Here is a 19,864-nt window from a genome sequence, read left to right on the forward strand (position 1 = left end):
GACAAGCAGCCACTCTCTCGCTCCGAGACCACGAGTCCAGCCGCCCGCACCGGCGGTGTCACCCGGTCGAGTCACTCCCGTCGATCGATTCCCCCTCGGTTCGAACCGCACGCTTGCGAAGTACATCCGTCCCACGTGAACGAACCGAATCCGACCATAAACGCCTCGGTCGTTCCAGTTGCTCGCATGAGACAATCGTCCGTTACTCCTCGCCGTCGAGAGCAACACCCAGTCGTCGACGTCTCGAGTATTCTGGACCGCTTCGGTGAACACGTCAGTTTACGCGACCGTCACCGGCACCGAGAGGAACCCGCGGTTTCGAACGGTTATCGCTCGAGCGGGACGACTACAGACCACACGTCGTAAACCAAAATTTTAATTCTGGTTTACGAGAGAGTGGAGGTATGGAAACCCACCGAGAGTCGGTCGATCCTGTCGCCGACGACGTGATCAAATCGTTCGCTCGAGCCGCGGTGCTCGCGGCGTTGCTGGGGGCGACCGCGTTCGTCTCCATTCCGATTCCGTTCTCACCGGTCCCGGTTACGCTTCAGACCCTGTTCGTCTTCCTGGCGGGACTGTACCTGGGGCCCGTCTGGGGAACCGTTTCGATCCTGCTCTATCTCGCCGCGGGAGCGATCGGTCTCCCCGTCTTCTCCGGAATGACTGGCGGGCTCGGCGTTCTGGTCGGCGAAACGGGCGGCTACCTCTGGGCGTACGCGATCGCGGCGGGCGTGGTCGGTCTCATAGTTCATCGGGGGAGGGAGCTCCGCGACCCGGCCGAGGAACCACTCCCGATCCTCGTCGGGAGTCTGGTCGTCGCCACGTTGCTCATCTACGCGATCGGAACCGGCTACATGGCCTGGCTGCTCGAACTCGAACTCGGAGAAGCCATCGCCATCGGCGTCCTCCCGTTCATTCCCGGCGGAGTGTTCAAGCTCGTCGCCGCGATCGCTATCGTCAAGAGCAAACGGATCACACAGATCCGATAGCCCTGCCGATGATCGAGTTTCGTTCCGTCTCGTACGCCTTCGAGGACGTTCCGGTTCTCGAGGAGCTGTCGCTGTCGATCGGCGACGGCGAGTTCGTCGTCCTCGCCGGTGCCAACGGGAGCGGGAAGACGACCCTCATGCGCCACTGCAACGGGCTGCTCTCGCCCGACGAGGGAACGGTTCTCGTCGACGACCGTCCAGTCTGTGACGACCTGATCGCCGCCCGCTCGAGCGTCGGAATGGTCTTTCAACATCCCCGCGATCAGTTCGTCGCCGCCACCGTCGGGGCCGACGTCGCCTTCGGTCCGGAGAACCTCGGACTCCCGCGCGAGGAGATCGACCACCGGGTCGACGCCGCACTCAAGGCCGTGAACATGACCGGACGGGCCGACGACCGGATCGACGCGCTCTCGGGCGGCGAGCAGGCCCGCGTCGCGATCGCCGGCGCGCTCGCGATGGAGCCGACCCACCTCGTTCTCGACGAGCCGTTCACCGGACTCGACGATCCCGCCCGTCGGTCGGTACTCTCCCGCCTCGAGTCGCTGTCGGCCGACGGCACCGGCGTCGTCCTCGCCACACACGACCTTCGGGACGTTCTCTCCCTCGCGGATCGTGTGATCGCGATGGACGACGGTCGACTCGTCGCCGACGATCCGCCAGAGCGGGCGCGTGACCGACTCGAGAACGTCGCGGTTCGTGTCCCCTGATGCTCACCTACGAACCGGCCGAGACGATCGCCCACCGGCTCGATCCACGGTCGAAGCTGGCGGTCCAGATCGGCTTCGCCGCCACCGCGCTTGCACACACGAGTCCGCGGGCGCTGATCGCACTCACTGTCGTCGCCGGAATCGTCCTCGCCGCGACGCAGGTGCCGCCACTCGAGACGCTCTACGCCTACCGGTTCGCGCTCGTCATCCTGGCGATCGCGCCACTGGTCGCCGCGGCGACGCTCGGCCCACCCTGGATCGACGTCGAGCGTGGAAGTACCTCCGCGCGCGCAAGTTACCGCGTCCTCCTCATCTTGCTCGTCAGCGCGGCGTACGTCAGATCGACGCCCGTTCGTCACTCGCGAGCCGCGATACAGCGAACGATCCCCGGAAAACCGGGACAGGTACTCGGCGTCGGCGTCGCACTCGTCTTCAGGTTCCTCCCCGTCCTCCGGGGAGACCTCCAGACCATTCGCGAGGCGATGGCGGCCCGACTCGGAACCGAGCGCAACGCAGCCGAACGCATCCACCTCGTCGGCGTGCTGGCGCTGACGCGGGCGTTCGACCGGGCCGACCGCCTCAGCCTCGCCCTCCAGGCGCGGTGTTTCGCCTGGAACCCAACCCTCCCGCCGCTCTCGTTCTCGAGAGACGATCTCCCCGCCTTCGGCGTCGCAGTCGCCTTGCTCCTGTCGGCGTTCCTGTAGCGGCCACGCACCGTTCGTCGGATTCGAAACGAGGGGGCGACGGCCGACGGCTCGAGGCGACCATCCACGGCGTTAGTCACGGGACGAAGCCGACAGCGTGGCCGACGGGTACGCGTCGGGATCGATCCCGTCGGCCCCTTCGCAGGGAACGTCCAATGTGGCACCCGCACCGACGACGGCCCCGTCACCGATCGGCAACCAGATCGCAGTTGGGCTCGAGGTTCGTCCGCCGGCCGATCGTGACGTCACCGTTTAGCACGCAGCCGCGGCTCAGTCTCGCCCGTGGTCGAAGATCCACCGCACCTCGCAGCAAACACCCTTTGGAGATTCGAGCCGTCGACGCGATCGAGAACGACATCGGGTCCGAGATCCGACCGACGAGTTCGCACGCTACGGGCGGGTATCCGAGGATCGAAAGCGAACGATCCAGGACGGTAGCGAGGGTCACTGTACTCCACCGTCGACCTCACTCGACAGATAGCTCATCGACTGGCGGTGAACACTCGCCGAATCCGACCGGTTACAGGGACGGAGCACTCGAGACTGACGCGCGGTCGACGGCAAATAAGCCACCCCTATGCCGGCTCTGTGAACGAACCTCGGAGAAAGTGGGATCGAGAGGGGGGGAACAGATCCCTCGGTGACTGCTTCCCCGGCCGCGGGCGATTCTGGGGGGAGGGGAATGGCACACGGCTGGGGAACTGCCTCCAGACGAACCGTCTGGATGGGCGGTTAGTTATTAATGACCATTACTAATAACGTTTTTGGAGCGGACGGTTATTGGTGGGATACTACACAATGTCCGTGACTACGGTCTCCGACAGGCCGGACGAGCCAGTCTCGAGCCACCGACCTCCCGTGATTGGCTCCTATCGACTACCACTCGGCTCGAGTACGTCTAATTCGAATCCGAACTCAGTGTGCAGTGCTCTGGATGTGGTTTCGTCGCAAAAGGCAAGCCGGTGGAGGGATTGTGAACGACGCCGAGATGCTCGCTTCGCTGCGCGCCTCGTCTATTTCAAATCCTCCAGAACGTATTTTCGGCGAGCAGATTTGCGATCCGAAGCGTGAGCCGGTGGAGGGATTGTGAACCACGGTCGGAGCGACGCTCCTCCCTGGTTCAAATCCTCCACAGCTTGCTTTGCTCCTCACGAATGTTCGTCGCAAAAGGCAAGCCGGTGGAGGGATTTGAACCCTCGACCTAATCCTTACGAAGGATTCGCTCTGCCAGTCTGAGCTACACCGGCGCGCACCCACACCCCGGTTGGGATGTGGAGCGAGTGTACTCATTCATACGCTCGATACCGGGCATAAGGGTTGCGAATCGTTCCGATCGTGAGAGGAGTTGTGCGGTCTCCGCAGACGGCTCGTTCGGATTCGGAAAGACAGTTCCTTCGACCTCCCAGACAACCAGTGTCCGGTCACGCCCGCTCGAGGCGGACGTCGAGACAGACGTTGAGTTCGTGAGGGGCGTACGAGCGGACGGTTCGACGGGTCTCGACAGTGACGTCGTAGGTCGGCTCGGCAGTCTCGCGAATCGCGCGTTCACCCGGTCCGAACGGGTCGTCTTCGTGCTGGATGTCGTAGTAGTGAACGACGCAGTCCTCGCCCGCAATCGTCACGGCCGACTCGAGGAACTCGTCGGCGCTGTGTGGGAGATTCATCACGATTCGGTCGGCCCAGTCCTCGTACTCGGGTGCGACTGCTCGCACGTCGTCGTGGACGGCGGTCACCCGGTCGGCGACGCCGTTTCGATCCGCGTTCTCGCGGAGATACTCGATCGCCTCGCCGTTGACGTCGACCCCGACACACGTCCCACCGCGTTTCGCGAACGGGATCACGAACGGACCGACGCCCGCGAACATGTCGAACGCGTGCTCGCCGTCTGCAACCTGACTGGCGACACGGTGGCGCTCCGTGGCGAGTCGCGGGGAGAAATAGACGGCGGCGAGGTCGAGGGCGAACTCACAGCCGTACTCCCGGTGGACGACCTCGGTGTTCTCGCCGGCGAGTAGCTCCCAGTCGCGAACTCGAGTTTCGCCTTTGACCTTCGAGGCCTTGTTCAACACCGTATCGACGGGGAGATCGGACTCGATGACCGCCGCGGCGATCTCGTCTGCGCGTTCCTCGTCGTCTTCGTCGAGCAACACCGCCCGCCCCAATCGCTCGTAGGACGGATCGAATCCCAGGAGGTCGGCCGGCGTCGTCTGGGTGTCGCGCTCGACGGCGCTCCGGGTGCACACCTCGAGGTCGCCACTCACGGCGTCGGGGTCGACGACGGGGATGTAGAGATCCTCCCCGTCGACGTCGATCTCGTAGTCGTCGTCGATCAGGTCGGCCTCCGCGAGTTCCCGGCGCGTCGTCTCACCCTGCTCGCGGGACACGCGCACGAACGGGACGTCCATACACGTACTCGCCGACGGGGTGTCGTAACGCTGGCGTTTTCGTCGGCCCGCAGCGATGGTAGGCACGAACGTACGACGTTTCGACCGCATTCATCGAGGGTCGAAGCGCTTTCGGCGTTCCGGTGAGAGCGATCGGTATGGGCGTTCGAATGCGGCTGACGACCGTCGAGACGGTCCACGACGAGGGGTCGTGGCTGTTCACGGTTCGCGACCGCCACGGCACACTCGAAGAGATACTCCTCGTCCCCTGCGAGGACGGCGTCGAAGCGTGGATCAACCGCTGTACGCACGAGTCTCAGCGCTTCGACACCGGCAACGGGGCCGCAATGCGAGAGGGGCAAATCATCTGTCCGAAACACGGCTCGATGTTCGACTCCTGTAGCGGCTACTGCGACAACGGCGAGGCCGCAGAGACGACGCTACCCTCGGTCGACGTGGCGGTCGACGACGGGACGGTCTACCTGACCGACGACGACGTCAACTACCTCCACGACGGAGGCATCGACGAGGACGAGAACGAGGACGAGGACGACGGCCCCGCCTCGACCTCCCACCTCTCGTTTTGAGCGGCTTTATGGCCCTTCACTGACTGGTCGTCGCATGGAACGACGAACCGTCTCGAGTGGAACCGAGTGGGAACCGAGAGTCGGCTACTCGCGGGCCGTCCGTGCCGGGTCGCAGGTCCACGTGGCCGGAACGACCGCAACCGACGAAGACGGGAACGTCGTCGGCGTCGACGATCCGTACCGCCAGACCGAGCGGGCACTCGAGATCGTTCGCGAGGCGCTCGAAGCGGCGGGAGCCACGGTCGATGACGTCGTCAGAACTCGCCTCTACGTGACGAATATCGACCACTGGGAGGAGATCGGGCGAGCACACGGCGAGGTCTTCGGCGAGGTTCGCCCGGCGGCGAGCATGGTCGAGGTCGAACGCCTGATCGATCCCGATCACCTGGTCGAACTCGAGGCGGTCGCGATCGTCGACGATAACGGCGAGTGACGAACGCGCTCGATTCACTCGCATCGAGGTCCGTCGAACGCCGTCTCGAATCGAGTCGACGGCGTTGCGGTCGTCGCTAATGAACCCGTCGTTCACGTCAGAGGATGGGGCGCGACCGACTCGCGCCACGATAAGATGACAGCGGACTGCGTTTCTCACACACCGATTCGTCTCGATGGCTGCGAGTGCTCGAGGCCGGTTCGGACGTCGGCGCTCGCGTGTGTCGTCGACCGGTGGGGGTCCGGTCGTCAGTCGTCGCGTCCGCGAGCTTCGGGGAGGGCGTCCGCCGGCCGACACGGTGTGTGGACGATCGGTGCTCGCAGTCGGTGGCATGACACGAGAGCGGAGACTGACCACGAACGCTCTCGTTCCATCTTGCAGGAACTCACCTGGGCTTTCAGTGTTCCGAGCTGGAACACGAACCGATTCCACGCCCCGGTCGTCCCGGGACGCAGTCGATGTTACGACGCACCGATACTTAAAATTGACTGACCTAGAATATATTTTAGATTAGTCTAATTCAACGGATGGATGCGGTGTCACGAGTGAGTGCTTCCGAGTGAGCGTCGTTCGACCGACGCCCCGATCACCAGACGAACACGTGTTCGTGAGAATCGAAACGACCGGACGACGTGGTCGAACGCTCTATGTGGTCGATAACAGAACGGAGAGGAGAAGAGCCAGTACGTAGAGGGCAATCGCGACGAGGATAATCATCGCACCGGTCGCGATGTCCCACGAGTACGAGAGGAAGATACCCCTGAAGACGGCCGTCTGTCCGAGCAGTACCGACAGGAGGAGGCCGTGATCGAAGCTGTTGGTGAGCACCATCGCGGCCGCGACCGGAATAACGAGCATTCCGGCAACGAGAATCGCACCGAGGACTATCTCGGTGGGTGGTGGCTGGATAGTCCTCGGTGACGGTCGGTCTCAGACGCGTCGGACTAGATGGTCGCGAACGACGCGCTGGCGGTCGAGACAGCACCGGTAGAGTGCAGTGATCGCCGCCAACACCGGATAGGAAACAGAAAGATCGCTGTACAGGAACCCGCCGAGTTCGTGCCTGGACAGTCGACCGGTCCGTCGTCGGTACGATCCCGTTTCGGTGCATCCGGGTTGCGGTCGATCCGCCGCTGTCGGCGATCGTTCGGAACGGTTGTGAATGATCGGTAGTAGTGACCGTGCGTATGTCATCGATAGGACGACATCTCGAGAGCTACCAGATCGGCTCGCCGAGTACGGACCAGATGTAGAGGACGATCGCGACGAGGATGATCATCGCACCGGTTGCGACGTTCCAGTAGTACGAGAGGAAGATCCCGCCGAAGACCGCGACCTGTCCGAGTACTACGGAGAGGACGAGCCCGCGGTTGAAGCCGGTTGTCAGCTGCATCGCCGCGGCAACGGGGATGACGAGCATCCCAGCTACCAGAATCGCGCCGAGGACCTGCATCGCCGCGACGACGACCAGCGCCGTCAGCACGATCAACAGCGTATCGTAGAACCAGACGTTGATCCGTGCGAGCCGTGCGGCCTCGCGATCGAACGTGATGAGCAGGAGCTGTTTGTGTGTGAGCGCGACGGTCACGAGGACGAGCATCGTGAGCGCGACCATGAGCTGGACGTTCTCGAAGGGAACGAACAGAATATCGCCGAAGAGGTAGCTCTCGACGGTCGCGCTGAAGACGACGCCGTAGGAGATCACGGCGATCCCGACGGCGAAGCCGCCGGTGAGCATGATCGCGATCGGGATGTCGGCGTAGCCGTCGGTCTTGACGGCGATATACTGCATTCCGAGTGCAGCGACGGCTGCGGCGACGAGCGCGAACAGGAGGGGATAGTCAAATCGCGGGACGGCCGCACCGACGAACAGACCGATCGCAACGCCGCCGAAGGCCGTATGTGCGAGGGCTTCACCGATAAGTGCCATCTGCCGGTTGACGAGATACGTCCCGACGATCGGTGCGGTGATTCCGATGAGGACTCCGGCGGTGAACCCCCGCTGGAGGAAGCCACTACAGACCAGCCACGTGTTGGTTGCCGAACATGCCGTCCCCCAGAACCGCTCGAACAGGAGTGGGAACACCCAGATAATGAAGCCAGCGAACGCGAGCAAGACGAGCGGGAGCGCGAGGGCAAGCGTGGCTCCCTCCCGTTTCGAGGTAGTGGTCGAGATAGCCATCTCAATCCCCACTGGTGCTCGCCGCCGTTCCAACCGCTCGAGTCGAACTGAACGCTCGATCCAGCGCGTCGCTCTCGAGGAACCGCTCAGTTTCACAGTGTTCGTACAGTTCCCCGTCGAGACAGGCGATCGTATCGGCGTGTTCAGTGACGACGCCGATATCGTGTTCGATCAGGACGATCGTGATACCGTCCTCGTTGAGGTCGTTGAGCAGGTCGTAGAACTGGTCGACCGACTCGGCGTCGACGCCCACGGTAGGCTCGTCGAGTGCAAGTAGATCGGCCTCAGAGGCGAGCGCTCGGGCGATGTACGTCCGCTGTCGCTGGCCACCCGAGAGCCGATTGAGACGCCTGTCGGCAAGATCGGTGATCCCGACTTTCTCCAGTGCGTCGTCGACGATCTCGCGATCCTCGTCGCTCAGCCGACGAATCCCGGCATGGGGATATCGACCCATTGTTACAACCTCGCGGACGGTCACTGGCATCATCGTCCCGGCCTCGGTGGATTGCTGTGAGACGTATCCGAGCCGCGTCCCCTCGGAAAATTTCCTGGCTGGCGTGCCAAACAGCTCGACGCGTCCGGTGTCGGGCGTTTGCAGACCGAGCATGATCTTGAGTAGCGTCGTCTTGCCCGAACCGTTCGGGCCGATCAGTCCGACAAATTCACCCTCCTCGACCGACATCGTGATGTCTTTCAACACCGGCCGATCGTCGTAGGCGAAGGTGACGTGTTCGACGTTGATTGCGTGAGTCATCATAGCGTTGTTCGAGGAGTTAGAATACTATATTCGTCCCTACTATCCAAGTCTTTCGACTTCTCTAATTCAGTCTGCTCTGAGGGCTGTCTCGAGCGTCGGCAGGTTCAGCTCCCGGAAGTGGTCGATGTATCCCCAGTCTGGCTCCATCTCGACGGTGGGATCGACCTCAGGACTGCCGTCGATCTGGGTTTCGATCGGCGAGAGGGGCAGGATCTCCGCATCGACTTCGTCGGCGAGTGAATCTGCAAGTGGGGCGGGTTCGCCGACGTCGTAGAGGACGTGCTCGATGCCGAGGTCCTCGATAAGCGTCTCGACTTCCTCGACGTCCGCCGCCGAGGCAGCGTCGTCGGGAGAGGTTCCGACCGGCGAGTGGATGTTGATGTCGTACCGACGATGCCACCACTGGAAGGAGTCGTGGGTAGCGACGACGATGTCCTCGAGTTCCGCCCGGTCGACGATGTCGTGGATGTCGTCGTTGAGGTCCTCGAGTTCGTCGTTGAACACCGCTGCGTTTGCCTGGTAGTCGTCGGCGTTGTCAGGGTCGATGTCGGCGAGACCGTCGGCGACGTTCAGGACGCCTTCTTGGCACGCGATGGGATCCATCCAGAAGTGTTCGTCGTCGTCTTCCGCCGGGCTATCGAAGAATTCGATCCCTTCCGTCGCTTCGATTACGACGACATCGTCGCGTTCTGCGAGCTGGTCTGCGGCGTCGTCTTGCCAGGCCGCGAAGTCACGGAGGTAGACGAAGCCAGCTGCGCCGTCGAGTTCCTCGACCATCCCGGGCTCGGGCGTCCAGTCGTGGCCGTGCTCGCCGATCGGGACGAGATCGATTGCTTCCATGTGCTCGCCGGCGACCTGGCGGACGAAATCCCAGACGGCAGGCATTGACGCAAAGACGGTGTACTCTTCGTCGGCGTTGCCGTTGCCTCCACTCCCGTCGTCCTGCGTGCCGTTGCCGTTGCCCCCGTTGTCCTGTGGATCGTCTCCGACACAGCCGGCTAACCCGGTTGCGAAGGTGCCCGCGGTGATTGCAGTAAAGTTTCTGCGCGAAACGATACGTGAACCATTTTCGTCTGATTTCATCACTCCCATATTCGGGGAACCCCCATTTGAGTTTTTGGTATCTAATCTATAGATTAGCCTCGCCTAATTCAGCTCGTCCCATTTCCTGACATCGGTTGAACACCGACACGTTGGGCGACCTGGGTCGGAATTGCCACCAAGTTGTCGTCGTCGGGCACGACTTCGACGGTCCCGACCGGCGTCACCGCCTCGAGGGAGAGTTCCGTCCCCGGCTCGAGCCCGTGCTCGAACAGGTACTCACGAACGTCGTGATCGCGGTCGGGGACCCGTTCGACAACGACGGTCTCGCCGACGTCGTACGCGGTCAGTGGGGTGTACGATCGTTCGTCGGCGACGGTCAGATCTGCATCCGGGATCGGATCCCCGTGAGGATCGGTAACCGGATCGTCGAGAAAGTCGGCGAGTCGTTCGGCCAGTTCGTCACTGAGGTGGTGTTCGAGGCGGTCAGCCTCCCGGTGGACGTCGGTCCAGGGAACATCGAGACACTCCGTCAGGAAGGTCTCGAGCAGCCGATGTTTTCTGACGAGATTTAAAACGAGTGCCTCCCCTTCTTCGGTCAGTTCGACGCCCTTGTACGGGATGTACTCGACGAGACCGTGTTCGTCAAGCGTTTCTACCATGTTCGTCACGGACGGTGAGGTAACGCCGACGGCGTCGGCTATCTCCACAGTTCGGACGGATCGGGCGTGCTCTTGCTCGAGATAATAGATCGCCTTTAGGTAGTCTTGTGCAACCGAACTAATCTCCATCCAGCTGTTTTTACTACAGAAACCGCATAAGTTTGTTGGGGGTAAGAATCAGATTAGAGATGGCTAAAGAATTGTGTTTGGGCTTTGTGAAATAGCGTTGTCTCTCATTTCGGCGGCTACACTCGTTTCCTAGCGTCTACGTCGAGTTACATCGTGAGTCCGCGCCCAACTACGAGTCTCTCCAGCACCCGAGTTCACCTTACGTATTCGCCGGGGCGAACGGGCTCGAGTTGGACGGTCTTCTGTGACGCCCACAGTTTCGACCGAGGCCGGCATCTGTGTGACGATCACAAGCGCCAGGATCGAACATACTCACGGGCGATGGGCTGTAGCGGTCGGCCGTGACGACACGTAACGTTATAACCGCGCTACCGACTACGGCGAGTATGCTCACGTTCATCGGACTCGGCCTCTACGACGAGCGGTCGATTACCGTCGAGGGACAGCGAGCCCTGCGAGACGCGGACCGGGCGTACGCCGAGTTTTATACCAGCAAGCTGATCGGAGCGTCCGTCCCGGACCTCGAGGAGGCCCACGGCATCGAAATCGACGTACGCGACCGCGCCGGTGTCGAGCAACATCCCGAGGACGTACTCGAGGCGGCCGAAGACGAGGACGTGGTCTTTCTGACCGCCGGCGATACGATGATCTCGACGACCCACGTCGATCTGCGGCTTCGCGCCCACGAGCGCGGGATCGACACGCAGGTGATCCACGGCGTCACCGCCCAGACGGCGACGAGTTCGCTGACCGGGCTCCAGAACTACCGGTTCGGAAAGGCGACGACGCTCCCGTTTCCCTACGCCCACGGCGCGGACGGACTGCCGGCCAGCGTGACCGACACGATCGACGACAACCGCGCCGACGGACTGCACACGGTCGTCTACCTCGACATCAAGGTTGGATACGATCCAACCAACAGTCAGACCGCGAACCGGCCTGAGGATACGGTCGGATACGACCGCGCCGACGGCGACCAGTACATGACCGCCGACGTCGGAGCGGCCCTGCTCGCCGAGGTGTACCCCGAACTCGTGGGGGTCGTCGTCGCACGCGCCGGCAGTCCCGACCCCCTGGTCGACGCCGCCACGATGACCGAACTCGCCGAGCGGTCGTTCGGCGACCCGCTGCACCTCCTCGTGATCCCCGGTGAGTGTCACCTCCTCGAGGCCGATGCACTGGTCGAACTCGCCGGTGTCGATCGGGAAGCGCTCGACATTGTCTGATACGGATTGCTGTAGCGATTTACCGGTGAGACCGCCGTCCGGGTCGCGGTCTCACCGGAAATGATCTACAGTAAACCGTCTGAGACGGTTCACCGGGTAGCGGCGACGATCCGGCGTTTTGGGACGAACGTAGCGGTTTCCGTCAGAAACCTGCCGAGAACCGGATATTCTTGCGAAAGATACTTAGTCGGTTGCTGTAACGTACTCCCATGATAAACAGGGGGAAACGACTGGCGGTCCCGCTGCTCGCGGTCGGGACGGCCGCACTCGTCGGCTACGCACTACGCTCGAGCCGATCCCGCGATGAACGATCCCGTTCGAAGGCGGACCTCGGGGCTCGACTCGTCGGCCCCGACGAGATTCCGGTCGACGCAACCGTCGTCGACGCCTCGTCGCGACGCCTCGACGAGATCCCGGGCGCTCGGCGAGCGATCAGGCGAGCCGTGCGAAACAGCGCGCGCGAGGAGTGGGAACACGTCACTCTCGACCGCGACGGCGCGTGGTCGGTCGTCGACGCGATCCGCGGCTCGCTACCCTACTACGACGGGAACAACAGCTCGTACAACGGCGTCTACGTCCACTACGACGACCGGTTCGTCGTCCTCGACGCGATCGGCTGGGCCCGTCTCGAGGATCCGCTCTACTGATCACAACCCTCGGTAGCGACCCCGGTTCGGTGAGACACAGCGTTCGCCACGTCCGTCGGCGTTTTTGTTCCACGACAGAACAGATACGGGAATCACAATTACTACCACCCACCGACCCGGAGCTACCGACATGCATCTTGGCGTAATCGGACTCGGACGGATGGGGCAGATCGTCGTCGACCGCGTTCTCGAGGCGGGTCACGACGTCGTCGCCTTCGATCTGGAGCCGGAAGCCGTCGCGACGGCGGCCGACGCCGGCGCGGAACCGGCCGACTCCGTCCCCGATCTGGCCGACCGACTCGGCGAAGCGAAGCGAATCTGGTTGATGGTCCCCGCCGGCGAAGCGGTCGACGTGACCCTCGAGGAACTCGAGCCCCACCTCGACGGTGACGACGTGGTCGTCGACGGCGGCAACTCCTACTTCGAGGACTCGGTTCGGCGGGCGGAGGCCTGTTCTGCGGCGTATCTCGACTGTGGTACCTCCGGCGGCCCGGCGGGTGCGGAACTCGGATTCTCCTTGATGGTCGGCGGTCCGGAGTGGGCCTACGACGAACTCGAGCCGGCGTTCGACGCCGTCGCCACCGGCCCCGACGGCCACGAACGGATGGGGCCGGCGGGGTCGGGCCACTACGTGAAGATGGTTCACAACGGCGTCGAGTACGCGCTGATGCAGGCCTACGGCGAGGGGTTCGAGTTGCTCCACGAGGGACGGTACGATCTCGACCTCGAGTCGGTCGCGTCGGTCTGGAACAACGGGGCCGTCATCCGCTCGTGGCTGCTCGAACTCTGCGAGGAGGCATTCCGCGAGGAGGGCACCGACCTCGGCGACGTCGCCGACCGCATCGAGGGTGGCTCGACCGGTACCTGGACCGTCCAGGAAGCCTTAGAACAGGAGGTGCCGTTACCACTGATCTACACCTCGCTCGCGGAGCGGTTCGGCTCACGAGCCGACGACGGCCGCTTCTCGCGTCGACTCGCCAGCCGACTCCGGTACGGCTTCGGTCGACACGAGGTTCCGCGTCGGTAGCCGACAGGCGATCGATCGGATTACCCGACGTCTACACCGATCAGATCTATTCTACGTCGGGACGTCTCTCCCGGTCGGACAGCGTCACGTCTCCTCGGACGGGGGCGACGTCGATCTAGCTACAGTTCTCGAATCGGGCGGGACCGCCACCTCGAACCGAGCACCACCGTCACGTCCCGCCGTCGCTCGAACGGTCCAGCCGTGGCCGGTGGCGATCTCTTCAACGATCGGGAGACCGAACCCCGTTCCGTTCGATGCGGTCGTATAGCCGGTGTCGAAGACCTCCGATCGTCGCTCCGGCGCGATTCCAGTACCGTCGTCCTCGACGAAGAATCCTGCGCCGTCGGGTAACTCACCGACGACGACAGTTACATCTCGTCCGCCGTGCTCGAGTGCGTTCCGGTAGAGGTTCTCGAACAGCTGTCGGAGCCGCTCGGGGTCGGCCTCGATCGCCACCTCTCGGTCGGTTTCGAGAACGAGCTCGGCCCTCCCCGCGTCGATCATCTCCCAGGATCGGCGAGCGACAGTCGAGAGATCGAGTCGCTCCACCTCGTCGATCGAGTTCCCCTCTCGAGCGAGCGAGAGCAACTCGTCGATGAGGACTTCCATTCGGTCGTGGGCGTCGACGACGGCATCGAGGTGATCGGTGTCCGCTTCCGCGATGGCGAGTTGTGTCCGACCCTGTGCGATCGTGAGCGGATTCCGCAGGTCGTGGGAGACGACGCCTGCGAACTCCTCGAGTCGCTCGTTCTTTGCCTCCAGTTTCCGTCGGTACCGCTCTCGGGACGTGACGTCGGTAAACGAGATGGCCCGCCCGATCCGGGTTCGATCCGCCGAGAAGGGGTTTACAGAAACCCGGTAAAACGTCGGTTCCGTGGCGTCCACTGTCTCCAGTAGTGGGTCCGAAGATTCGATCGTCGAACTGACCGTCGGGAGCTGTTCCTCGAGTGGCGTCCCGATGCTATCGACGAGTGAGGGGAACGACTCGAGCGCCGCTGCGTTGTAATCCCGTACTCTGTCTCGATCGTCGAGAATGATGACTGGATCGTCCGTCTCACCAGCCATCCTGACGAGTTGGAGCCGATCGAAATGGACGTAGCAGACGCCGACGGCGAACGCGGCGACTCCGACCGGGGAGTACGTGATGTCGACGAGAACCGTCGAGACGGCACCGAATACGTCGAACACGACGGGGACTCCGGTGAGTGCGACGAGGGCGAAGAGGGGACGCGTATCGAAGCTGACGCGAACGAACAGCTCCAAGAGCATGAAAAACCCGACGAACGAGAGCGCGTACGCGAACGCCATCACGACCCAGTGTAACGGCTCGTGGTGGATCTCGAGGTAGGGGAACGGGAACGTGGCAGGTTCGGCGGAGAAGTACCAGCCGTGAATCGGATTCGTCACCTTCAGCGCGACGATCACGAGGAAGACGCCGATCGCGACCCGGCGCACCGTTCCGTTTCGGTGTAGCGATCGACCGGTGTACGCCGAACAGAAGTACAACCAGGGACCGACCGCCGCGATCCCGATGCAGAGTCCTATCACGAAAAACGCGTACTGGAGCCCCATCGTCGGAGCGGCGAGGTAGCCGACATGAGACACAGCCCATCCGCCACTCGCGAGCAACAGCCAGTAGAGCCCGCGTCGAGTGTCGTCGTGTTCGATGCTCGCCACCCGGTGTAAACTTACGAAACAACACAGTGCTGAGATACCGAAGAGAAGGAGGTAGGCAAATTCCGGCAGCGACTGTGACTGTTCGAGCATGTCCGGTCGACATCCCCACTTCTCGAACGTCCCTCATCGCTCTTGTGGCAGTAGCGCCACCGGCCGCCGCGGTTCGCCCGTTCGTAGTCGGCCGTTATCACGACGGGAATCAGACTCCGCCGAGCGCGACGACGGCGGTAGATAGTTACAGCAATCCGTACGAGGCGCTGTGCTGTCCGTACGAGACGTCACTCGACCTCCGGGGACGACCCGCTCGAGTCGTCGGACTCCGCGGCCGCCTCGTACACCGTCTGGCGCTCGTCGAAGTACGCCGGCGCGTCGTGGTCGGCCTCGAAACGGACGACCCGTTCCATCGCGTCGCGACCGTCCTCGGCGGCGTCTAACTCCGTCGCGAGGTCGGTGTAGCCCGCCGCGAGGTCCTGGAAGGCCTGCATTCGCGCCTGTTTCGCCTCGACGAGTAGCTGTTTCTCCTCTAAATCGCGCTGTAGCTCCTCGATCGCCTCGAGGTCGACCTCGTCGCCGGTCGGCCGCTCCGTCGAGGAGGGTCTCGCTGGACCGACGCCGCGCTCCCCGAGTCGGGTGCGGATCTCGGCCATCTCCTCGTCGATCTCGTCGAGCAACTCGTCGGCCTCGTCGCCCATCGTCTGTACCTGTCCGGAGAGGAGCCCCGCCTGGGTCCGACAGTAGTCGACGAATTCGTCGACCGACAGCGATGGGCCGTCGTCGCTCATACCCGTCGGTTCGGGTTCCCGACCGAAGTCACTTTGGACGTATCGACCCGCGTTCGTCGTCGACCACTCCCGGATACAGCGTTAACACGTAACACACTGTTACGCTTTCAGACGTGTTAAGTTCCTCCGGCCACTGACGCAATTACGATGAATCGGGTACCGCGACGCGAAACAGGCCGGTTTCCAGTCACACCCAGTCTATGACGAAAGAGTACATCGAGGTGCGGGGTGCACAAGAGCACAACCTGAAGGATCTCGACGTCACTATCCCCCGCGAGTCGTTTACCGTCGTCACCGGACTCTCGGGCTCGGGCAAGTCCTCGCTCGCGTTCGAGACGGTGTACGCGGAGGGCCAGCGCCGGTACATCGAGAGCCTCTCGGCGTACGCCCGGAACTTCCTCGGCCAGATGGACAAACCGCAGGTCGAGACCGTCGAGGGTCTCTCCCCGGCGATCTCGATCGATCAAAAAAACGCCGCGAACAACCCCCGATCGACGGTCGGGACGGTCACGGAACTCCACGACTACCTCCGACTGCTCTACGCCCGCGTCGGCACACCCCACTGTCCAGACTGCGGTCGTGAGGTCGGCGAGCAGTCGGCCCAAAACATGGTCGAGCGCATCCTCGAGTTACCCGAGGGAACACGTGCCAAAATCGCCGCGCCGGTCGTCCGCGACCAGAAGGGAGCCTTCGAGAACCTCTTCGAGGAACTCGTCTCCGAGGGCTACTCCCGCGTCGAGGTCGACGGGGAGGAGTACGACCTCACGCTCGATGACCTCAACTTAGACGAGAACTTCGATCACACCGTCGACGTCGTCGTCGACCGGATTCGCGTCTCGACTGAGGATCGCCCACGAATCGTCGACAGCGTCGAGACCGCACTCGAGGAGGCCGACGGCGTCCTGAAGCTCATCCTCCCCGATCCGCCGGAAGAAACCGTCACAGATCTCGGCGAGGAGGCCCGCCGGACGGGTGCGCTGGGTGACGAGGTCGAAACGGACGACCGCTTCGTCGTCGAGTTCTCGAAGGACCTGGCGTGTACCCACTGTGGGATCGACGTCCCAGAGATCGAGACACGCTCCTTTTCGTTCAACTCGCCTCACGGCGCCTGCCCCGAGTGTGAGGGGTTAGGCGAGACGAAAGAGGTCGACGAGAACCTGGTGGTCCAGGACGAATCCAAGCCGCTGAAGGAGGTCTTCGAACCCTGGAGCTACAACCGATCGTACTACCAAACGCGACTCGATGCGGTCGCCGAACACTTCGACGTCTCCCTGTCGACACCACTCGAGGACGTCGACGACGGGATCCGCGAGGCGTTTCTCTATGGCACCAGCGAGCAGGTGCTGTTCAAGCGCAACACGAAGAACGGAATCCGGCGCAAGCGCAAGCGCTTCGAGGGAATCGTTCCGAATCTCGATCGGCGCTACCTCGAGACCGACTCGGACTCGACGCGCGAACACATCGAGGACTACATGTCCGTGACCGAGTGTCCCGCCTGTGACGGCACTCGGCTCAAACCCGCCTCACGGGCCGTCCTCGTCGACGGTACGTCGATCACCGAGATCAACGCGATGAGCATCGGCGACGCGCTGGCACACTTCGAGTCGCTCGAGGCGAACTTCACCGAACGCGAGAAGGTGATCGCCGAGGAGATCCTAAAAGAGATCCGCGCTCGCCTGAGCTTCATGGTCGAGGTCGGCCTCGAGTACCTCACGCTCGACCGCGAGGCCTCCACCCTCTCGGGTGGGGAGAGCCAGCGCATCCGGCTCGCGACGCAGATCGGCTCCGGCCTCGTCGGCGTCCTCTACGTGTTAGACGAGCCCTCGATCGGGCTCCACCAGCGGGACAACGATCGCCTGCTCGACACCTTGGAGGAGCTTCGCGACCTCGGGAACACGCTCCTCGTGGTCGAACACGACGAGGAGACGATGCGCCGTGCGGACAACGTCATCGACATGGGACCCGGCCCCGGCAAACGCGGCGGCGAGGTCGTCGTCAACGGCCCCGTCGACGAGGTCAAAGCCTGCGAGGACTCCATCACGGGCGATTACCTCTCCGGTCGCCGCCAGATCCCGGTCCCCGACGAGCGACGCGATCCGGAGGGTGCGCTGACGATCCTCGGTGCCCGCCAGCACAACCTCGACGATCTGGACGTCGACATCCCGCTCGGCTGTTTCACCGCGATCACGGGCGTCTCGGGATCCGGAAAATCCACGCTCATGCACGAGGTACTCTACAAGGGACTGGCCCGCGAGATGAACGACAACACGAGCGTCGTTCCGGGCGACCACGATGCCCTCGAGGGCATAGAGGAGATCGAGACGGTCAGGCTGATCGACCAGTCGCCGATCGGGCGCACGCCACGGTCGAATCCGGCGACGTACACGAACGTCTTCGATTACGTCCGGGAGCTGTTCGCCCAGACGAAGCTCTCGAAACAGCGCGGTTACGAGAAGGGGCGCTTCTCGTTCAACGTCAAGGGCGGGCGCTGTGAGGAGTGTGGCGGGCAGGGTACGGTGAAAATCGAGATGAACTTTCTCTCGGACGTCTACGTCCCCTGCGAGGAGTGTGACGGCGCACGGTACAACGACGCCACGCTCGACGTCACCTACAAGGGGAAGACGATCGCCGACGTCCTCGAGATGGAAGTCGGCGAAGCCTACGACTTCTTCGAGTCGAACTCCCAGATCCGACGGCGGCTCAAACTGCTGAAAGACGTCGGGCTCGACTACATGACCCTCGGACAGCCCTCGACGACGCTCTCCGGTGGCGAGGCCCAGCGAATCAAGCTCGCCGAAGAGTTAGGAAAGAAAGATTCCGGGGAGACGCTCTATCTGCTCGACGAGCCCACCACCGGCTTACACCACGAGGACGAGCGAAAGCTCATCGAGGTGCTCCACCGCCTGACCGACGACGGCAACACCGTCGTCGTCATCGAACACGAACTCGACCTCGTGAAAAACGCCGACCACATTATCGACCTCGGCCCCGAGGGCGGCGAACACGGCGGCGAGGTCGTCGCGACTGGCACGCCCGAAGAGGTCGCCCGACTCGAGGAGTCGCACACCGGCCAGTACCTGCGGGATCTCTTGCCCGATGTCGACCTCGAGGGACCGCGCAGCGAACGCGTCGAACCGGCGACGCCGCCGACGAACGACTAATACGGATTCCGTACCGATGTACCGGCGGTGAGTCGAACCGTGTGAGACGAGTCTCGGTGGAGGAGTGTAGCGAGTCCACCGTTGCAACCGCCGCCCAGGTCACGGGTGCGCCGGAACTGACTCGAGAAGTTCGTCCCGTACATGTGATAGCAGCCCGTACGAGCACCGACCCGTTCACCGGTCGATTCTCGGGTCGAAACCCGAACGATTACCGGCCGGTAGCCGAAACCGGAGGACATGACCGACACGGAAGACGTCCGACGACGGCTGGTCGGTGGCGGCGTGATCGCCGCGGGGAGTGTCGTCGTACTCGTCGTACTCGCTGGCATCCCGACGACGCTGGCGGAAGCGGTTCCGGTCGTCTGGATCGCCGTTGGCGGAGGTATGCTGATCCTCGCCGGACGCCTCGAGCGCCTGTCGCTCGGCGTGACGGCCGTCGGCTGGCCCCGCATCGGCGCCGTCGGGCTGGCGATCCTCGCACTCGGCTCGAGTACGGTTGGGTTCGTCCAGTTACTCGAGGCGTCCGGATGGGGCGGACTGCTCAACGCCGTCTTCGCACTGGGGGTTGCACTGATTCTCGCCTTCGGTGCCCTCGAGTGCTGGTTCGGCGGCCTGCAGATCGACGAGGATGCGTTCGTAGTCGAGGCGTAGTCGTCGCGTAGGCGAGGCGAAGTTTACAGGCGGTCGAGGCGAATGCCCCGGGGCTTGACCCCGGGGTTGAAGCCGACAACCCGTGACATAAACCATTAAGTAAACATGTCTCTAATCA

At 63.1% G+C, this 19,864-nt stretch carries 18 protein-coding genes, 1 tRNA gene and 1 pseudogene; 10 read left to right on the forward strand and 10 right to left on the reverse strand.

Annotated features, from left to right (window positions below; translation table 11 throughout):
• Positions 1 to 404: 404 nt before the first annotated feature.
• Genes GRS80_RS00490 through GRS80_RS00500 form a run of 3 tightly spaced genes read left to right on the forward strand, consistent with a single transcriptional unit; the run spans position 405 to position 2,400 of the window.
• Positions 405 to 989: a biotin transporter BioY gene (locus GRS80_RS00490; RefSeq protein WP_160045835.1), complete on the forward strand. Its 585-nt coding sequence runs from the start codon at positions 405 to 407 to the stop codon at positions 987 to 989.
• Positions 990 to 997: 8 nt separating this feature from the next.
• A complete protein-coding gene (locus tag GRS80_RS00495; protein ID WP_160045836.1) occupies positions 998 to 1,696 on the forward strand; it encodes an ABC transporter ATP-binding protein in 699 nt (232 codons plus the stop codon).
• Positions 1,696 to 2,400, forward strand: coding sequence for an energy-coupling factor transporter transmembrane component T (locus GRS80_RS00500; protein ID WP_160045837.1), 705 nt, complete (start codon positions 1,696 to 1,698; stop codon positions 2,398 to 2,400). Before GRS80_RS00495 ends, GRS80_RS00500 begins: the two co-directional genes overlap by 1 nt.
• Positions 2,401 to 2,472: 72 nt before the next feature.
• Here GRS80_RS00500 and GRS80_RS00505 read toward each other — a convergent pair whose 3' ends face one another.
• From GRS80_RS00505 to GRS80_RS00515, 3 genes are all read right to left on the reverse strand, one after another.
• Positions 2,473 to 2,649 (reverse strand): hypothetical protein, encoded by a 177-nt coding sequence (locus tag GRS80_RS00505; protein ID WP_160045838.1) that lies wholly within the window; start codon positions 2,647 to 2,649, stop codon positions 2,473 to 2,475.
• A 924-nt stretch (positions 2,650 to 3,573) separates the two neighbouring features.
• Positions 3,574 to 3,647, reverse strand: a tRNA-Thr gene (locus GRS80_RS00510).
• Between the two features lie 174 nt (positions 3,648 to 3,821).
• On the reverse strand, positions 3,822 to 4,805 hold the full coding sequence (locus GRS80_RS00515; protein WP_160045839.1) for a class I SAM-dependent methyltransferase family protein: 984 nt from the start codon (positions 4,803 to 4,805) through the stop codon (positions 3,822 to 3,824).
• A gap of 137 nt (positions 4,806 to 4,942) precedes the next feature.
• On the opposite strand from GRS80_RS00515, the gene GRS80_RS00520 reads away from it, so the two are divergent.
• Together GRS80_RS00520 and GRS80_RS00525 are read left to right on the forward strand one after the other, a co-directional pair.
• On the forward strand, positions 4,943 to 5,371 hold the full coding sequence (locus GRS80_RS00520; RefSeq protein WP_160045840.1) for a Rieske 2Fe-2S domain-containing protein: 429 nt from the start codon (positions 4,943 to 4,945) through the stop codon (positions 5,369 to 5,371).
• A gap of 34 nt (positions 5,372 to 5,405) precedes the next feature.
• Positions 5,406 to 5,804, forward strand: a complete 399-nt coding sequence (locus GRS80_RS00525) for a RidA family protein (RefSeq protein ID WP_160045841.1) — start codon at positions 5,406 to 5,408, stop codon at positions 5,802 to 5,804.
• A gap of 645 nt (positions 5,805 to 6,449) precedes the next feature.
• Here the strand turns inward: GRS80_RS00525 and GRS80_RS00530 are convergent.
• From GRS80_RS00530 to GRS80_RS00555, 5 genes and pseudogenes are all read right to left on the reverse strand, one after another.
• A pseudogene (locus tag GRS80_RS00530) lies at positions 6,450 to 6,689 on the reverse strand (metal ABC transporter permease); the annotation flags it as partial.
• Positions 6,690 to 7,020: 331 nt separating this feature from the next.
• Positions 7,021 to 7,986 carry a metal ABC transporter permease gene (locus GRS80_RS00540; RefSeq protein WP_160045843.1) on the reverse strand — a complete coding sequence of 322 codons (966 nt, stop codon included), beginning with the start codon at positions 7,984 to 7,986 and terminating at the stop codon, positions 7,021 to 7,023.
• 1 nt (position 7,987) lies between these two features.
• Positions 7,988 to 8,740 carry a metal ABC transporter ATP-binding protein gene (locus GRS80_RS00545; protein WP_160045857.1) on the reverse strand — a complete coding sequence of 251 codons (753 nt, stop codon included), beginning with the start codon at positions 8,738 to 8,740 and terminating at the stop codon, positions 7,988 to 7,990.
• Between the two features lie 69 nt (positions 8,741 to 8,809).
• Positions 8,810 to 9,826 (reverse strand): metal ABC transporter substrate-binding protein, encoded by a 1,017-nt coding sequence (locus GRS80_RS00550; RefSeq protein WP_160045844.1) that lies wholly within the window; start codon positions 9,824 to 9,826, stop codon positions 8,810 to 8,812.
• Between the two features lie 68 nt (positions 9,827 to 9,894).
• Complete coding sequence (locus GRS80_RS00555; protein ID WP_160045845.1) at positions 9,895 to 10,575, reverse strand: metal-dependent transcriptional regulator; 681 nt, start codon at positions 10,573 to 10,575, stop codon at positions 9,895 to 9,897.
• Between the two features lie 386 nt (positions 10,576 to 10,961).
• Here GRS80_RS00555 and dph5 point away from each other — a divergent pair, with 386 nt between their 5' ends.
• The 3 genes from dph5 to gnd all read left to right on the forward strand — a co-directional run bounded on the left by dph5 (position 10,962) and on the right by gnd (position 13,475).
• Positions 10,962 to 11,801, forward strand: coding sequence for a diphthine synthase (gene dph5 / locus GRS80_RS00560; RefSeq protein WP_160045846.1), 840 nt, complete (start codon positions 10,962 to 10,964; stop codon positions 11,799 to 11,801).
• A gap of 209 nt (positions 11,802 to 12,010) precedes the next feature.
• The gene (locus GRS80_RS00565) at positions 12,011 to 12,448 is read left to right on the forward strand and encodes a hypothetical protein (RefSeq protein ID WP_160045847.1); all 438 of its coding nucleotides are present in this window, start codon (positions 12,011 to 12,013) and stop codon (positions 12,446 to 12,448) included.
• Between the two features lie 130 nt (positions 12,449 to 12,578).
• Positions 12,579 to 13,475: a phosphogluconate dehydrogenase (NAD(+)-dependent, decarboxylating) gene (gene gnd, locus GRS80_RS00570; protein WP_160045848.1), complete on the forward strand. Its 897-nt coding sequence runs from the start codon at positions 12,579 to 12,581 to the stop codon at positions 13,473 to 13,475.
• 84 nt (positions 13,476 to 13,559) lie between these two features.
• Here gnd and GRS80_RS00575 read toward each other — a convergent pair whose 3' ends face one another.
• Both GRS80_RS00575 and GRS80_RS00580 read right to left on the reverse strand, forming a co-directional pair.
• Positions 13,560 to 15,242 (reverse strand): ATP-binding protein, encoded by a 1,683-nt coding sequence (locus GRS80_RS00575; protein ID WP_160045849.1) that lies wholly within the window; start codon positions 15,240 to 15,242, stop codon positions 13,560 to 13,562.
• Between the two features lie 188 nt (positions 15,243 to 15,430).
• On the reverse strand, positions 15,431 to 15,934 hold the full coding sequence (locus GRS80_RS00580) for a hypothetical protein (RefSeq protein ID WP_160045850.1): 504 nt from the start codon (positions 15,932 to 15,934) through the stop codon (positions 15,431 to 15,433).
• 200 nt (positions 15,935 to 16,134) lie between these two features.
• On the opposite strand from GRS80_RS00580, the gene uvrA reads away from it, so the two are divergent.
• Together uvrA and GRS80_RS00590 are read left to right on the forward strand one after the other, a co-directional pair.
• Entirely contained in the window at positions 16,135 to 19,095 is a 2,961-nt protein-coding gene (gene uvrA, locus GRS80_RS00585) for an excinuclease ABC subunit UvrA (protein ID WP_160045851.1), read from the forward strand.
• 237 nt (positions 19,096 to 19,332) lie between these two features.
• Complete coding sequence (locus GRS80_RS00590) at positions 19,333 to 19,746, forward strand: hypothetical protein (protein WP_160045852.1); 414 nt, start codon at positions 19,333 to 19,335, stop codon at positions 19,744 to 19,746.
• The last annotated feature ends 118 nt before the right edge of the window (positions 19,747 to 19,864 follow it).

This window comes from Natrialba sp. INN-245 (assembly GCF_009807105.1).
Taxonomy (GTDB): Archaea; Halobacteriota; Halobacteria; order Halobacteriales; family Natrialbaceae; genus Natrarchaeobius; species Natrarchaeobius swarupiae.

Coding starts and splice junctions, on each gene's coding strand:
- GRS80_RS00490 (WP_160045835.1), top strand. CDS start 405: ATGGAAACCCACCGAGAGTCGGTCGATCCTGTCGCCGACGACGTGATC.
- GRS80_RS00495 (WP_160045836.1), top strand. CDS start 998: ATGATCGAGTTTCGTTCCGTCTCGTACGCCTTCGAGGACGTTCCGGTT.
- GRS80_RS00500 (WP_160045837.1), top strand. CDS start 1,696: ATGCTCACCTACGAACCGGCCGAGACGATCGCCCACCGGCTCGATCCA.
- GRS80_RS00515 (WP_160045839.1), bottom strand. CDS start 4,805: ATGGACGTCCCGTTCGTGCGCGTGTCCCGCGAGCAGGGTGAGACGACG.
- GRS80_RS00520 (WP_160045840.1), top strand. CDS start 4,943: ATGGGCGTTCGAATGCGGCTGACGACCGTCGAGACGGTCCACGACGAG.
- GRS80_RS00525 (WP_160045841.1), top strand. CDS start 5,406: ATGGAACGACGAACCGTCTCGAGTGGAACCGAGTGGGAACCGAGAGTC.
- GRS80_RS00540 (WP_160045843.1), bottom strand. CDS start 7,986: ATGGCTATCTCGACCACTACCTCGAAACGGGAGGGAGCCACGCTTGCC.
- GRS80_RS00545 (WP_160045857.1), bottom strand. CDS start 8,740: ATGACTCACGCAATCAACGTCGAACACGTCACCTTCGCCTACGACGAT.
- GRS80_RS00550 (WP_160045844.1), bottom strand. CDS start 9,826: ATGAAATCAGACGAAAATGGTTCACGTATCGTTTCGCGCAGAAACTTT.
- GRS80_RS00555 (WP_160045845.1), bottom strand. CDS start 10,575: ATGGAGATTAGTTCGGTTGCACAAGACTACCTAAAGGCGATCTATTAT.
- dph5 (WP_160045846.1), top strand. CDS start 10,962: ATGCTCACGTTCATCGGACTCGGCCTCTACGACGAGCGGTCGATTACC.
- GRS80_RS00565 (WP_160045847.1), top strand. CDS start 12,011: ATGATAAACAGGGGGAAACGACTGGCGGTCCCGCTGCTCGCGGTCGGG.
- gnd (WP_160045848.1), top strand. CDS start 12,579: ATGCATCTTGGCGTAATCGGACTCGGACGGATGGGGCAGATCGTCGTC.
- GRS80_RS00575 (WP_160045849.1), bottom strand. CDS start 15,242: ATGCTCGAACAGTCACAGTCGCTGCCGGAATTTGCCTACCTCCTTCTC.
- GRS80_RS00580 (WP_160045850.1), bottom strand. CDS start 15,934: ATGAGCGACGACGGCCCATCGCTGTCGGTCGACGAATTCGTCGACTAC.
- uvrA (WP_160045851.1), top strand. CDS start 16,135: ATGACGAAAGAGTACATCGAGGTGCGGGGTGCACAAGAGCACAACCTG.
- GRS80_RS00590 (WP_160045852.1), top strand. CDS start 19,333: ATGACCGACACGGAAGACGTCCGACGACGGCTGGTCGGTGGCGGCGTG.